General features: G+C 44.9%; 15 protein-coding genes. 10 read left to right on the top strand and 5 right to left on the bottom strand.

All coding sequences use genetic code 11. The features are described from left to right. Positions 1–126: 126 nt before the first annotated feature. The 5 genes from R7E78_RS18395 (at position 127) to R7E78_RS18375 (ending at position 4,594) form a co-directional block, all read left to right on the top strand. Positions 127–1,275 carry an S-(hydroxymethyl)glutathione dehydrogenase/class III alcohol dehydrogenase gene (locus R7E78_RS18395; RefSeq protein ID WP_017821027.1) on the top strand — a complete coding sequence of 383 codons (1,149 nt, stop codon included), beginning with the start codon at positions 127–129 and terminating at the stop codon, positions 1,273–1,275. A 62-nt stretch (positions 1,276–1,337) separates the two neighbouring features. Next, positions 1,338–2,177, top strand: coding sequence for an S-formylglutathione hydrolase (fghA, locus tag R7E78_RS18390; RefSeq protein WP_005374382.1), 840 nt, complete (start codon positions 1,338–1,340; stop codon positions 2,175–2,177). A 444-nt stretch (positions 2,178–2,621) separates the two neighbouring features. Beyond that, positions 2,622–3,077: an oxidoreductase gene (locus R7E78_RS18385; protein WP_158173505.1), complete on the top strand. Its 456-nt coding sequence runs from the start codon at positions 2,622–2,624 to the stop codon at positions 3,075–3,077. A gap of 5 nt (positions 3,078–3,082) precedes the next feature. Further along, positions 3,083–4,180, top strand: a complete 1,098-nt coding sequence (locus R7E78_RS18380) for a GGDEF domain-containing protein (RefSeq protein ID WP_318058121.1) — start codon at positions 3,083–3,085, stop codon at positions 4,178–4,180. A 24-nt stretch (positions 4,181–4,204) separates the two neighbouring features. Then, on the top strand, positions 4,205–4,594 hold the full coding sequence (locus tag R7E78_RS18375) for a hypothetical protein (protein ID WP_017633832.1): 390 nt from the start codon (positions 4,205–4,207) through the stop codon (positions 4,592–4,594). 92 nt (positions 4,595–4,686) lie between these two features. Here the strand turns inward: R7E78_RS18375 and R7E78_RS18370 are convergent, their stop codons facing one another. Beyond that, on the bottom strand, positions 4,687–5,490 hold the full coding sequence (locus tag R7E78_RS18370; RefSeq protein WP_053303993.1) for a Cof-type HAD-IIB family hydrolase: 804 nt from the start codon (positions 5,488–5,490) through the stop codon (positions 4,687–4,689). 94 nt (positions 5,491–5,584) lie between these two features. Further along, a complete protein-coding gene (locus R7E78_RS18365; RefSeq protein WP_054702100.1) occupies positions 5,585–6,472 on the bottom strand; it encodes a LysR family transcriptional regulator in 888 nt (295 codons plus the stop codon). Between the two features lie 126 nt (positions 6,473–6,598). Between R7E78_RS18365 and R7E78_RS18360 the strand changes: the two genes are divergently transcribed. From R7E78_RS18360 to R7E78_RS18350, 3 genes are all read left to right on the top strand, one after another. Next, on the top strand, positions 6,599–7,465 hold the full coding sequence (locus R7E78_RS18360) for an MBL fold metallo-hydrolase (protein ID WP_006740944.1): 867 nt from the start codon (positions 6,599–6,601) through the stop codon (positions 7,463–7,465). After that, complete coding sequence (locus R7E78_RS18355; protein ID WP_132936195.1) at positions 7,459–8,079, top strand: DsbA family protein; 621 nt, start codon at positions 7,459–7,461, stop codon at positions 8,077–8,079. Before R7E78_RS18360 ends, R7E78_RS18355 begins: the two co-directional genes overlap by 7 nt. Positions 8,080–8,196: 117 nt before the next feature. After that, positions 8,197–9,876, top strand: coding sequence for an RluA family pseudouridine synthase (locus R7E78_RS18350; RefSeq protein WP_132936196.1), 1,680 nt, complete (start codon positions 8,197–8,199; stop codon positions 9,874–9,876). Between the two features lie 97 nt (positions 9,877–9,973). Here the strand turns inward: R7E78_RS18350 and R7E78_RS18345 are convergent, their stop codons facing one another. Next, positions 9,974–11,314, bottom strand: coding sequence for an MATE family efflux transporter (locus R7E78_RS18345; protein ID WP_318058120.1), 1,341 nt, complete (start codon positions 11,312–11,314; stop codon positions 9,974–9,976). A gap of 506 nt (positions 11,315–11,820) precedes the next feature. Between R7E78_RS18345 and R7E78_RS18340 the strand changes: the two genes are divergently transcribed. After that, positions 11,821–12,969, top strand: coding sequence for a GGDEF domain-containing protein (locus R7E78_RS18340; RefSeq protein WP_054700526.1), 1,149 nt, complete (start codon positions 11,821–11,823; stop codon positions 12,967–12,969). A 3-nt stretch (positions 12,970–12,972) separates the two neighbouring features. Here R7E78_RS18340 and R7E78_RS18335 read toward each other — a convergent pair whose 3' ends face one another. Together R7E78_RS18335 and R7E78_RS18330 are read right to left on the bottom strand one after the other, a co-directional pair. After that, a complete protein-coding gene (locus R7E78_RS18335) occupies positions 12,973–13,254 on the bottom strand; it encodes a hypothetical protein (RefSeq protein WP_005374405.1) in 282 nt (93 codons plus the stop codon). A gap of 132 nt (positions 13,255–13,386) precedes the next feature. After that, complete coding sequence (locus tag R7E78_RS18330; RefSeq protein ID WP_005383244.1) at positions 13,387–13,671, bottom strand: pyrimidine/purine nucleoside phosphorylase; 285 nt, start codon at positions 13,669–13,671, stop codon at positions 13,387–13,389. Positions 13,672–13,999: 328 nt separating this feature from the next. On the opposite strand from R7E78_RS18330, the gene R7E78_RS18325 reads away from it, so the two are divergent. After that, positions 14,000–14,503: a DUF2850 domain-containing protein gene (locus R7E78_RS18325; protein ID WP_171344999.1), complete on the top strand. Its 504-nt coding sequence runs from the start codon at positions 14,000–14,002 to the stop codon at positions 14,501–14,503. Positions 14,504–14,647: the final 144 nt, after the last annotated feature.

Genomic DNA, 14,647 nt, shown 5'->3' with positions numbered 1-14,647 from the left:
GGACGGATTATCATTTTTACTGAAACACCTAAAATGAGCACCAACAAAACGACGAAGCGCGGTAAGCAAACCTTAACTACGCTTATTACGTCACTCCATATACTGAAAATATAAAGGAAACATCCAATGTCGCTTGAAATCAAACCTGGTCAAACTCACATAAAATCAAAAGCAATGGTCGCTTGGGCTGCAGGTGAGCCGCTTAAAATGGAAGAAGTGGATGTACAACTTCCAAAAGCCGGCGAAGTGCTAGTACGCATCGTAGCAACTGGTGTTTGTCACACTGACGCATTCACACTATCAGGTGACGATCCAGAAGGTATCTTCCCTTCAATCCTTGGTCACGAAGGTGGCGGTATCGTTGAAATGGTTGGCGAAGGCGTAACAAGCGTTGAAGTTGGCGACCACGTTATCCCACTTTACACTGCTGAATGTGGTGAGTGTAAGTTCTGTAAATCTGGCAAAACGAACCTATGTCAGGCCGTTCGTGAAACGCAAGGTAAAGGCCTAATGCCAGATGGCACAAGCCGATTCTCTATCAACGGCGAAACTATCTTCCACTACATGGGTTGTTCTACTTTCTCTGAGTACACGGTTCTTCCAGAAATCTCACTAGCGAAAGTAAACAAAGAAGCACCACTTGAAGAAGTTTGTCTTCTAGGTTGTGGCGTAACCACTGGTATGGGTGCGGTATTAAACACAGCTAAAGTTGAAAAAGGCGACACAGTGGCAATCTTTGGTCTCGGCGGTATCGGTCTTTCTGCAATCATCGGTGCTCGCATGGCTGGTGCCAGCCGCATCATCGGTGTAGACATCAACGAAAGCAAATTCGACCTAGCGAAACAACTTGGTGCAACTGATTGCATCAACCCACAAAAATTCGACAAGCCAATTCAAGAAGTGATTGTTGAAATGACAGACGGTGGTGTTGACTACTCATTCGAATGTATCGGTAACGTAAACGTGATGCGCCAAGCACTTGAGTGCTGTCACAAAGGTTGGGGTGAGTCAGTCATCATTGGTGTTGCTGGTGCAGGTCAAGAGATCTCAACTCGTCCATTCCAACTGGTAACTGGTCGTGTATGGCGTGGCAGCGCTTTCGGTGGCGTTAAAGGTCGCTCTGAGCTTCCAGAAATCGTAAACCGTTACATGGCTGGTGAATTCGGCTTACAGGAGTTCATTACCCACACAATGGGATTAGCAGACGTCAACAAAGCGTTTGATCTGATGCATGAAGGTAAGAGCATCCGAACAGTTATCCATATGGATCAATAATGCTGCCTCAGGCTCTCCTTTTGGGGAGCCTGAATTCCTTCTGCTAATTAGAGAGTTTATTCATGACCATTGAAAATGTAAGCCAAGCCAAAGTGTTTGGCGGTTGGCACAAGCAATATACACACGAATCCAATGCCCTAAACTGCACCATGCGCTTCGCGATATTCTTGCCACCTAACGCAACGAAATCGAATCCCGTACCCGCGCTATACTGGCTCTCTGGTTTAACGTGTACCGATGAAAACTTTATGCAGAAAGCGGGCGCATTTCGTATGGCGGCCGAGCTTGGCATTGCGATCATTGCACCAGACACAAGTCCGAGAGGCGAAGGTATCGCTGACGACGAAAGCTATGACCTAGGAAAAGGAGCTGGCTTTTACCTTAATGCGACGCAAGCACCTTGGTCACTGCATTACTGTATGTACGACTATGTGACTGAGGAGTTGCCTGCGATCATCGAAAGTAACTTCCCAGTCTCTGACGTGAAGTCAATTTCCGGTCACAGTATGGGCGGCCACGGAGCGCTCACCATTGGTCTGAAAAATTCAGAACAGTACCGTTCTATTTCAGCGTTCAGTCCAATCAGTAACCCAATGCAATGCCCTTGGGGACAAAAAGCCTTTACTGCTTACTTAGGCAAGGAGCTTGAAAGCTGGAAGCAATACGATGCAAGTGAACTTCTAAAACAACAACAATCACCATTACCAATTTTGGTTGATCAAGGTGATGCTGATGGCTTCTTAAATGAGCAGCTTAGACCGGAAGCGCTGATTGCTGCGGCAAAAATACACGATTCAAACCTGACCTTGAGAATGCAACCAGGCTATGACCATAGCTATTACTTCATCTCAAGCTTTATTGAAGAGCACCTCAACTTCCATGCAAAATATTTGTTTGCATAGTTAAATTAAGTAAGCTCATGAAATAAAAAATAAAGTCACCAAAACTAGGTGACTTTATTTTCTTTACGTACTAACAAATACATATCTGAATATCGATGATTTAAATATGTAAAATAATGTAACTTAAGAACAAATTCGACGTCCATTTCTCGCCTTATTAAATTCTCATTTCCGACACAGTATCTTTATTAAAAATGAAACAAAGTTGCACTAAAAACCAATTAAATACCGCGAAATCATTACGAAACTCTACCATCATCCCAATACTCTGAGCTTTTAATTAAGAAGCAACTTAATAACCTTGACGTGACGTAAACCGACAGTTATTTTTGAAACATAACGTATTATAAAATCTCATCCGGTTGGCTCTATAATTATAAATAAATTACCGCTAGCACCTTTGTCCTAGCTAAGAAAAAAGAATAAAACTCAAAAGGGCATATGATGAAAAAGATAGTCGCGCTAGGTCTGTTTTTTGTTGCGCCATTCTTGTCTGCAAATACGATCGTATTTAGTAGTAGCCAACAGCCTAGTGTCATACTGGAACTGGAAGAGATCCAAGCTTTACCTGCCACTAGCTACACGATGACATTGCCTTGGCTTCCTGCCTCGTCAGAGTTTTTAGGCGTTAAACTCAGCACGCTTCTTACACACGTCTACGGAAAGGTACCAGAGCAGGTTGATATCAGCAGCTTAAACGACTACCACTCGACATTGTCCCGACAAGATATTCTTCGATATCAACCAATACTGGCTTATCAACAAGATCAGAACTACATAAAAGTCAGGAATAAAGGCCCTTTCTGGGTGATATATCCACTCAATCTCTATCCAGAGCTAAACTACAATAAATATCATGCGCAAATGGTATGGCAAGTAAATGAAATAAAAGAAAAATAATAAGAATGAAGTTATCAGAACCCTATTCTAAGAAACAAAGAATATTGCAATATTCTACCACCAGCAAAATGCTGCTGGTGGTGTTTGCCGTTTCTTTGCTTCTCGCGAATGTCGTGCTTTTACAGCAAACACATTCACTCTCACAAAATTTTAATAACGAACAAAAACAAGCGACTTGGTTTTTATTCCAACTCTCCAAAGAACTATCAGAACTTGTCGGCGAGGCCAGACGGTTAGATGAAAACGTATTGAATATTAACGGTGCAGAGCTTCAATACGAGTTAGCGTGGAGTCGCTTTGACTTATTGACCAGTAGCACGAAAGCCAATAAGTTCTTTTCTCGGAACAACATGCACCTTTACTTCATTAACCTTTTTGAAGAGTTCAAAGAGCTAGAAAAACAACTAGTAGAAGCTAGAACAGGTGATAGCCAAGCTGCTGCTGCATTTTATCGTTCAACTCAAACACTATATTTAGGCTTAATAGACTTCGTTAATCAAAACTTCCGTCTAAGTAGTAAAGCTTATGAAGCACAAAAAGGTCAAACCCAGCGCTTAATGCAAGCACAATATATGTTGTTTGCGACGTTCGTTTTGTCGATTATCTCTCTAACTTATTTCTTTTATCGTGAATCCCATTTTCATAGAAAATTGGCGCTAAGCGACCCTTTGACGAACCTAGGGAACCGCAATGCACTATTCATTACCCTAAACAAATTTACTCAAGAAAAAAGGCCCTTTTCTCTCTGGATTCTAGATTTAAATGGTTTTAAAGAAGTCAACGACACACACGGACACCAAGTTGGCGACACTGTACTGCGGGAAATCGCTAGGCGGCTTAATTCTATGACACTCAATGATTTTACTGTTTATCGCATGGGAGGAGATGAGTTCGCGGTTATACTTGAAGGTGAACATCTCAATGAAGAGAACGTACGTGAGCAGATAAATACCGTCTTTGATGCACAAATATTAAACTCCGATAAAGTCTCAACACTTTCAACGAGCATGGGCTTAGCGCAATACCCTAAAGACAGTGACAATGTTGACTTTCTTATCAGCATAGCGGATAAGCGCATGTACAAAATGAAATTTCAACGTTAAACGGTATATATGATGAGAAAGTTCATGCAAGTACTGCTTCTACTGGCAGTCATTGCGGCAGGTGTGTTGGCTTGGGTATTTATTCCATCGCACGAAACCATCGGGCAAAAAACGCTTGAGCAGGCACTCAACGACGACTACAGCCTAGTTGGGCATCGAATCTACTCAACCGATCCGGATGCTGGCAACCGATTCGGCTACTTCGTATTGGCAACGGGCCAGAGCATTGAAGAGCAAGAGCCGTTTTTGGTCACTTCGGATCAGTTTATTCGCATGGAACAAACGGGTGATAATACCTTGTCTGTGACCATAAATGGCCGTATTTACCATTATCATAACGACTTGTGGGTGCCAAAATCAGACGGGAAATTGCAACACTTTTTAGTCAGCGCAACCGCCAAGTACGTACGCTAAAACGGGAACCTTACTCCCCCCAAAAAAACAAAGCCCCGCAGTGTATGCGGGGCTTTTTACGTGAAGAAGAAAATAACATCGAAAAATGAGCGTTACTTCGCTAACACTTTCTCTTTAATCACTTTGAGTACCCCAGCCTCTTGGTTGCTTGGCGCAGAATAACGAGCAATTTTCTTAATCTCTTCGTGCGCGTTGGCAACCGCGTACGAATGCTCACTGACTTGCAGCATTTCGAGGTCATTGAGGTAATCACCAAACGTCATGGTTTCTGCCGGAGTAAAATTCATCGTCTCTTGAAGATGCTGAATGGCCGCACCTTTAGAGGCCTCGGCATTCATCACATCCAGCCAGATTTTTGCACTCACCACGACTTTATGCGTTGCGCCAAACTTCGCGTTCATGGTCGGAAACAGGAGCTCTTCCGAACCGTCAAAGTGACAAATTGCTACCTTAATAAACTCGTCTTCGACCTCAAGCAAATCCGGCACATATTCACAGCGGTGGTAGTACTTTTGAAATTCTTCCAGCGATTGCTGATCATGCGTTTCGATGTACGCCGAGCGCTTGCCACACAATACGATGTTCGCCCCGTCAATCTCACGAGCCGCTTTCACAATCTCCAACACTTCCGCTTTAGGAATGGTACAACTGTAGAGCTCTTTGTCTTGGTACATCACTAAGGTGCCGTTTTCAGCCACATACAACAGTCTGTCTTTGATTGGCGCGAACGTGTCTCGCAGACTGTAATACTGACGACCAGACGCAGCGGAGAACAAAATACCTTGCTCTTCCAGTTGCAAAAACAGATCGAAAAACTCCGGATCCAAACGACCGTATTGGTCAAGCAATGTGCCATCCATATCGGAAGCAATAAATTTGATGCGAACTTGTGACATTAACTAAAACTCTAAATGACGCTGCGAAAATATATCCATGTAAGGTACAGGATCTTGTATGAATCTCAAGTCGGGATGACGACGCCTTTCGCTATTACCAAGGATGCTGTTTAAAGTAATCTTCACTGTGATCGATGAAAGCTCTCACCGCAGGAGACAAGTGTTTACGTGATGAATACAGCGCGTAAATGTTGAGACCATTTGGCTTCCAATCCGGCAACACCGACTCAAGCTGACCCGATTTGAGATAGATATTGCTCAAGTAAGTTGGCAACATCGAAATACCCATGCCTTGTAAAGCGCCATGCAATAACGCCGTGGCCTCATTGCTGGTTAGGCGACACTCAATTCCCACCGATTCGAACTGGTCGCCCTGAGACAAATGCCACACGTGACGCTCAAAGTTTTTGTATCCCAAACAGTCGTGTGAAGATAAATCTCGCGGATGCGCGATCGCGTGGTGAGTTTGTAAATATTGCGGTGATGCTACCAACACCGATTCGCACACCGCAATCGGCTTACCAATCAAAGAAGGATCGGGATCTGACGCAATTCGGATCGCCAGATCGATACGTTGTTCGGTTAGATCACTCACTGAATCTTGCAGATCTATGTCGATATGCACTTTGGGGTGCTTTTGCATAAAACGGTTTACTACGGGGATCAACTGTGAGAATCCAAATGAAGTACTAGACGCAAGACGGATTTTTCCGGACAGCTCACCATCAGCGGCAATGTTCGACGTTAATGTATCGGCCTGTTTTAACCAGCGCTCAATCTGAGGCAAGCTGCGCTCCCCTGCGGTGGTGAGGGACACCTTGCGCGTGGTGCGGTGTAATAAACGAGTTTGCAGCCAGTTCTCCATCGCCTCTACATAACGAGTTACCATTGGTCGAGACATGTCTAACCGTTCTGCGGTCGCGGTAAAACTGCCAGAATACACCACATCTACAAATACTTTTGCTGCCGTTACTCTATCCATACATTTGCTCGAAATAAGAAATAGTGATGCACATTATTGTGTATTTTTCCGAGCGTATCAATTTCCTAATATAGCTCCCGTTCCCAAGCCATCGTCGCTTGGCCCCAAATTCTTTAGGAGCTTATTATGAAAAAATTCACTTTGATTGCTGCATCCATTTTAATGGCAAGCCCTGTTCTAGCGGCAAACCACTCTCCCCTTACTCTTGAGGTTTACAACGCCGACGGTAACAGCTTCCACGTAAACTCAACCTTGGTATACGGTGAGACTGACGCCATGGTTATCGACACTGGCTTCACCAAAGCTGACGCGATGCGCATTGCCGCTAAAGTGCTGGACTCAGGCAAAACGCTTAAAACCATTTTTATCAGCCAAGCGGACCCAGACTACTACTTTGGCGCAGAGGCCTTACACCAACAGTTCCCTGATGCGCAGATCATCACAACGCCTGCGGTTCAAAAAATTATTAAAGAGAAATTGGCTGGAAAGCTGGCGTACTGGGGACCAAAGCTTGGCGCAAACGCACCGGTAAAACCAGTGATCCCTGTCGCGTACGATAAAGCATCATTAGAGCTAGAAGGTCATAAGATTGAAATTCGTGGTAACCATGGCACATCAGCACACCGCCCTTACCTATGGATTCCAGATAACAAAGCGATTCTAGGTAACGTAGCCGTGTACTCAAACGTACATTTGTGGATGGCAGATGCCGCTGACCAAACCGCCATCAATGCTTGGGAGCAGCAACTTAGCGAGATGCTTGCGCTTAAACCTCAAGTGGTCATTCCTGGTCACATGAAAGCAGGCACAAAGCTGAACGCAGACACCATTCGCTACTCGCAACAATACTTGCAGGATTTTCAGCAAGCGAAAAAACACAGCAATAACAGCGCTCAACTCATTGACACCATGTCAGCGAAATACCCAGAAGCTCAATTGCCAATCGCGCTAGAAATCGGTGCAAAAGTGCATACTGGTGAAATGTCATGGTAATCGTGCATTACTTCTTCGATCCCATGTGTGGTTGGTGCTACGGGGCATCACCACTCATCGAAGCCTTGATGGACACCTCTCAATTTAAGGTAGAGCTTCATCCCGGCGGTATGATTGAGAAACGCGCGATTGAATCTGAATTTCGTCAGCACATCATCAACAGTGACGCTCGTATCGCAACCGAAACCGGAGCAACGTTTGGTGAAGCATATCTGCAACGCGTGAAAAGCGAAGATGCGTTTGTTCTTGATTCTTATCTACCCACACAAGCGATCTTGAGTGCGGAGAAAATGGGGCTGAATCCATGGCACATGCTAAAGGCCATCCAATCTGCGCATTATCAGCTCGGGTTAAAAGTGAATGAAGCATCGACGCTCAAAGCCATTGCAGAATCGCTAGGTTTAACAAGTGATGCGTGGGAGCAAAACATGGCGTTAAGCGAAGCCGAACTAGATGAGAGAATTCGCTCTAGCCGACAATTGATGCGACAGTTACACGTTGGTGGTTATCCAACCCTGATTGCAGAAGTAAATGGCGAGTACTTGACCTTGCCGCACTCGGCCTACTACGACAAACCGGCACAGTGGAAGCTTGCATTACAAAAACTGCAATAAACTCTTCCCCACTCGCTCTTGTCCTTAATCCAAGAGCGAGTGCACACACCGACATGGCAATCCTGACTCAAACAGGTACAATCCTCGCTCGAATTTTTACTCGCGCGGATACCCACCATGCACTCGCCTGAACATTGTTTTACACGTTTTACTGCTGATACTTCTGACTATGAATTACCAACGCAGTTTACGTTTCCGTTCTACTACACGCCGCATCCTCTTTGCGTTATGGCCGCAAAGCAATTGCAACAGCACTTATTAGCGCAAACCGACTTCGAACACGATTTTGGTTTGGTTAATGAAGAAACGGGGCGAGGCAAAATGTTTGGCGTATTGCTGGTAAAAAGCCCTCAAGGCGAGCTCGGCTTTTTAAGTGCGTTTTCTGGCAAAATTGCCGACCAAAACTTGATTCCAAGATTTGTCCCTCCTGTGTACGACATGCTGACCGATGAAGGCTTCTTCCGCGCAGAAACGGATGCCATCAACGCCGCCAATGCGGAGTACAAAACCTGTGCTGCGAATCCGGAATTGGCAGATCTTAAAGCGCAAATCCAAGCCGACCGAGCCGCTTATCAGCAAGAGGAGCAAACACAGCGCCAAGTGATGATTGATGGCCGCGCCGCACGCAAACGACAGCGCCAACAGGGCGAGCAAACGCTCAATGCCGATGATCTCAAAATCTTGTTGGATGAGTTGGGTAAGCAAAGTGTCGCCGAGAAAAATGTTCTCAAATACTTAAAGCAAGCGTGGGATGAAAAGCTTGCAACCAAAGAAGCACGATTGGCCGAGTTAGAGCAGCAACTTGCTCACCTGAAAGAGCAGCGCAAGACGCTCTCCAACGCTTTACAGCACAAACTGCATAAACAATACCGCTTCCTAAACAACCATGGCGAAGCACGCGACTTGGTGGACATTTTTGCAGACACCACAAACCCAATCCCACCGGCAGGTGCGGGGGAATGTGCTGCGCCAAAACTGCTTCAATACGCGTTTAAACACGGATTCAAACCGCTGGCGCTGGCAGAATTTTGGTGGGGTGTGTCGCCAAAGTCTGAAGTTCGCCAACACAAAAAATTCTACCCATCGTGCAACAGCAAATGTCAGCCGATTTTGGGCCATATGATGCAAGGGCTGGATGTCGAACCTAATCCATTGGCGGAGAATTGGGCAGAAGACAAAGAACTAGAGATAATCTACCAAGACGACGCTATGGTCGTCGTCAACAAGCCCTCGGGCTTACTTTCAGTGCCTGGTAAAACTATCAAGGACTCTGCTTATACGCGCCTACAAGCGATGTACCCTGATGTGGAAGGGCCGTTTGTGATTCATCGCCTCGACATGGCGACCTCTGGCATTTTGGTGTTTGCCTTAACCAAGCGCGCGAACAAAAGTCTGCAAAAACAGTTTATGGCTCGCGGCGTAAAAAAACGTTATATGGCACTGCTCGAAGGCGTATTAAACGAGCCTGAAGGGGAAATTTCACTGCCAATGCGTGGTGACCCCGACGACCGCCCACGTCAACTGGTGTGTTTTGAACACGGGAAACATGCAGAAACCTACTGGCAACTGATTGAAGTCAAAGATGGACGCAGCAAGGTATACATGTATCCGAAAACAGGGAGAACTCACCAACTACGTGTACACAGTGCTCATCACATGGGGTTAAACATGCCGATGGTTGGTGATGGTTTATACGGCGAAAAAGCGAATCGCTTGCACCTGCATGCTGAGATGCTAGAGCTGGATCATCCATACAGCAAAGAGCGCATGGTGTTCAAAGCTGAGTGCGAATTCTAACGTCTTCCCGATTTTAAATAACAAAAAGGCACTGACTAACAGTGCCTTTTTTGTTTTCTAACAACAGAATAAGCGTGATGCGCAATACCGAAAACCGTTAGCTCACCTTAAACTTGGTCCACACCTGAGAGCGCCAACGTCTTGCCATGATGATACCACGTACCCATTCATCGAGTGCGATTGCCATCCAAGCCCCTAAAACGCCATAACCCAAGTGGATGCCAAAGATGTAAGAGAAAAGCACGCCTAATCCCCACATACTCAAAATCCCCATTTGCACTGGGAACTTGATGTCACCCGCGCCTTTGAGCCCCGCGATAAAAATCAGGTTAAACACACGTCCGGCTTCGAGCAAAATTGAGCCCATGACTAACGAGCTTGCCAATGCGAGTATTTCCGGTTGATCGGTAAACACGCGTAGAATCTCTTCTCTAAACAGGTAAATCAGTGTGGTTGCCGCCGTTGATGCCACAAACCCCACTAAGAAGTAGATTTGTACGCGTTTTAAAATGCTACTCACCCAACCTTTACCGATGTAGTAACCGGTCTGAATTTGCGCAGCCTGACCAATTGCCAGCGCGAAAGCAAACGAGAAACGGGCAATGTTTTGCGCATAAGTGAAAGCCGCTAACGATGCCGTCCCCATTTGCACCACAAAGTACACAATGCAGATTTGCGCCACGTTGTAAGACAGCACTTCACCCGCGTTCATACCGCCGATTTTTAAGATTTTTTTGTAAATCTCTGCCGGTACTTGTTTCATAGTCGACATTGGTAGTTCAATGCTACTGCGAGCGAGAATAAACCATAACATTAACGTACCGATGACTTGGCTGACGACGGTTGCTATTGCCACGCCTTGCACACCATACACAGGTAAACCGAATGGCTGGTAAAGCGCAATATAGTTACCAATGATGTTGAACACACCCGAGATCAAATTCACCACCATTGGGGAACGTGAATAACCATGACTACGCAGAATAGTTGTAAAAACAACGCCAATCGTAACGTTAAACGTCACCGCACCGCTTATCAGCAGATATTCATGAGCGTACTGCTCGACTTGCGCTTCCAAGCCGTAATACGGGAGTAGATATATCGCACCAAGCACGGCAATCACACTCAATAGCACACCGACGAGCACAGACAACGCAATACTCGCAACACCAACGCTCACTGACTCTTGCTCGCGTCCAGCGCCATTGTATTGGGCAATCAAAATCCCCGTACCGCTACTGACAAACGTCGAAACGATGATTAAAAAGAAGGTAATCTGCGTGATCACACCAACAGCGGATACGGCTTTGTCTGAGTAGCCACTCAGCATGAACACGTCACTGGTTCCTAAAGCCGTCCGTAGCAAAATTTCGACAAGAATTGGCCAAGCTAATGCCACGATGGACATTCGTTGGTTGATGTTTTGGCTTTTAGGCATGCTTGTAACCTTTCCTACAACTAAAAACTGCCTCACAATTTTGTGAAGCAGTTTAAAAATAGTGACTCGAACGAAGCTCGATATGAGGTTGTGATTTAGCGCGGATTCTAGTCGCATATTGGTAATAACTACAACAATATTTCGCCCTGTTTCGGAAAAATATTTCTAATGCATTTTCGAAACGACATATGCCTTGACGATACGTAGAGCAGAGATTGGTGAACAATACTCTCAATCAACGAGCACCGAACAGAATTAGGATAATCAATATAAATGCGTCTAACTAGATGCATTACTTTGAGTTATCAGTCCAACCATATAGAGCTATGAAGAACCGTCATGAAAACCTGCATGCGCCACCATTCCTCTTTGAACACTCGCACCAAATCACACTGATGGCTTTGCACTAAAAATGACTGATATCACATTTGGAAACTTTGTTGTTCTATTTATCGCGAAAATACCGCCTAGAATAAGCGTACACGTTAATTAAGCAAGGATACGTAATGTCGACATTGGCTGGGGCGCGCTTAGAAGAAATGGCGGACATCCGTTCAACAAGAAAAAAGAAAATTGTCTTTTTATGCTCCAGTATCGCCGCTGCCTGTTTAACTTATGGTTTCATTGCTCAATCACTTGAGAATAACTGGGGTTTAAGCTTTTTCCATGCTTTGTGTGCCTTGGCATGCTTAGCAATCAGTTATGTAATAAAAGTCCAGCGGCACCATCAATACGCCGACTTATGGCTAAGTGCTGTCTTAATGTTCGAAGGGTTATTGTTACTTCTGTATAACGACGCTCCGTCAGGCAAGATGCTATGGCTATATCCTATTGTCGCCACTCTGGTATTAATTAATGAGTTTAAGGTCGGTCTGTTGTTCAGTGGCACCTACATTTTACTGATCTTTTTTGGGGTCGCTTTTTTAGATCGACTGCCAACAGCCACAGAAATCATAGAGCGGAGATTGATGCTGACCCTGATAGCGACCGCGTTTGTGTGTCACACGTTCTCGTATTACTACACGAAAGTCCTCAATTACATTCAAACACTGTATCGTGAGGGGATTGAGGAGTTAGCATATTTTGACCAGCTCACTGGGCTTGCCAATCGCTGGAGCTTTGAGACTTGGGCGCGCGCAAAGCTCGATGAAATCAAGCACTCATCTGATGACAGCATCACCGCATTGGTCTTTCTCGATATCGATAACTTCAAGCACATCAACGACACCTACGGGCACGATATTGGTGACCAAGTACTTCAAGCCTTCGCCACTCGATTAAAAAATAACATTCGCAACAAAGACAGAAAAACCGATAAACATGACTACTCCATCGCTCGATTTGCGGGCGACGAGTTTGTAATCATGCTTTACGATGTAAAAAGTAAAGATGACCTCGACAGCATCCTAAAACGGATCGTGAATCTGTTTCCGACAGGTTACCGAAGCTACGATATGATTAACGAGTTAACGATGAGTGTAGGTGCTGCTATCTATAAGCAAGATGCAAAGGATTTGTCTGAATTGACTCGATGTGCAGATAAAGCAATGTACGCAGCTAAACATACTGGTAAAAACCAGTACGCCTTTTATGAGCACTGCAATACGGAAGAACAGTCAACATCTGATGCACCAGCGGTACCAGAAGCTTGCTAATGACTAAGCGAACACATGCATCACCCAAAGCCCCACAACGAGGAATACGATTAACCACACTACTTGCAACGTTCTGTTCGGCTTGTCTTGCTGACGAGTGGGGTGATCTTTAAACGCACGGCCCTTCATTTTGCCCATTAAGCTCTTTCCTAGAGCACGTCGATAAAATTCACGTCTCTTATGAGCGGCATTGGCAACTTCGGTAAAGCGCTGTCTTTGCTCATTGGTGAGATCTTTGTCCTCGTAACGAGGAGGGAGATCAGAATGCTTGCGTTGTACTGCCATCACTTCCTCCCTGGTCGATGGGTACATTTTTATTAAGTATATACCCAAATAACCAAAAAGATGCGTTATAAGCGAAGCACATAGACGAAAAAACCACCCGAAGGTGGTTTTATGACGAGCAACAAATGAACGCTAGAAGTACTCACATAAATACGCAGTCGCTTCTTTCACTTGAAGCTCAAATGAAGAATTACCTTCCACTTCAAAAAACTCACCACTTTGATAAGTCGTCCAATCGCTCTCGCCAACACGCTTGACCACAAGCGCACCTTTTACAACCGTCATACGCTCTGGTGCTTGAGTACCAAAAGTGTACTCACCAGGAAGCATCACACCAACGCTAACATCCTGATCTTTCTGGTTAAAGCCCAGTGATTTTACACTACCAGCAAAATAGCTATTTTCCTTAATATTCATTATTGGTTTCCTTATCAAAAGTCCGCTCTTTTTTACCTTGTTTCTTTCCGTTACTCAAGCTTTGAAAGCCATTAAACTCAACGTAATAACGCACATCCTTTGCTACTGAGCGAGAACCTCTTTTCACGAGGATTAATCAGGCGACCTAAACCGAGCAAGAAAAACTGCGAAGTAATGAATGTGAGCAAACAACAAAACCATCAATAAGATGTGTATCTGAATGTAAAAGTGGACATTAGATCATAGTTTCGTCGTCTCAATGGCGGGATTGTTTGTTTTTAAAAAGGAAGGTTTCCACCATGTTAAAAAAGTGGAGAAAATTAGATCTATGACGGACTCGACTCGCCGAAGGCGAAAAGCACGACAAGAACCAAAACTTTCATTTTTGGCTCGCCACCAATCCAAAATCTTCAAGAGTACATTTGTCTGCTTCGGGATGGGTCTGTTGACGTTTTTTGGCTATCAAATCCACCTATCCTATCAAGACCACATTGATCCGAAAAAGGTGTACGGCGAATGGATTGAGATTGGCGCGCCACCCTACCAAACAGAACGTCTCGTTTTCACTGAAGATGGGGTATACCGAAACCATCGACTTATTACGACGGAATTTGAATTCGATGGCAAGGTCATCACGTTGAATACCGGATTAGGAAAGACCGCGTATCAGATCTCAGGCTCTCATCTTTCACCTCAAATACGCCGTATTGAGCCTCTTATTCCAGATCAGCGATTCATTCGTAAAGGATTTGAGCATACCGTTCAGGGCTCAGAAACCGGCGCAGCCTCTAAACGTCGTGCCGCGTTGAGTGAACACTTCAGCCGTGACTAGTACGTCTTCACGGCTATTTTTCCTTTCAATTCTCTTTCTATATCAATGAAACAAAACCTTAATAAACGGCTTTGTTGCGTAATTCAGACGAGAAACCAAACCTCCTAAAGTTGAGCGACTTTTATACAATATACTGAGTTTCAG

This window comes from Vibrio sp. YT-19(2023), assembly GCF_033337395.1.
The sequence above is the reverse complement of the archived record's forward strand: the minus strand, read 5'-3'. Positions and strand labels throughout refer to the sequence as shown.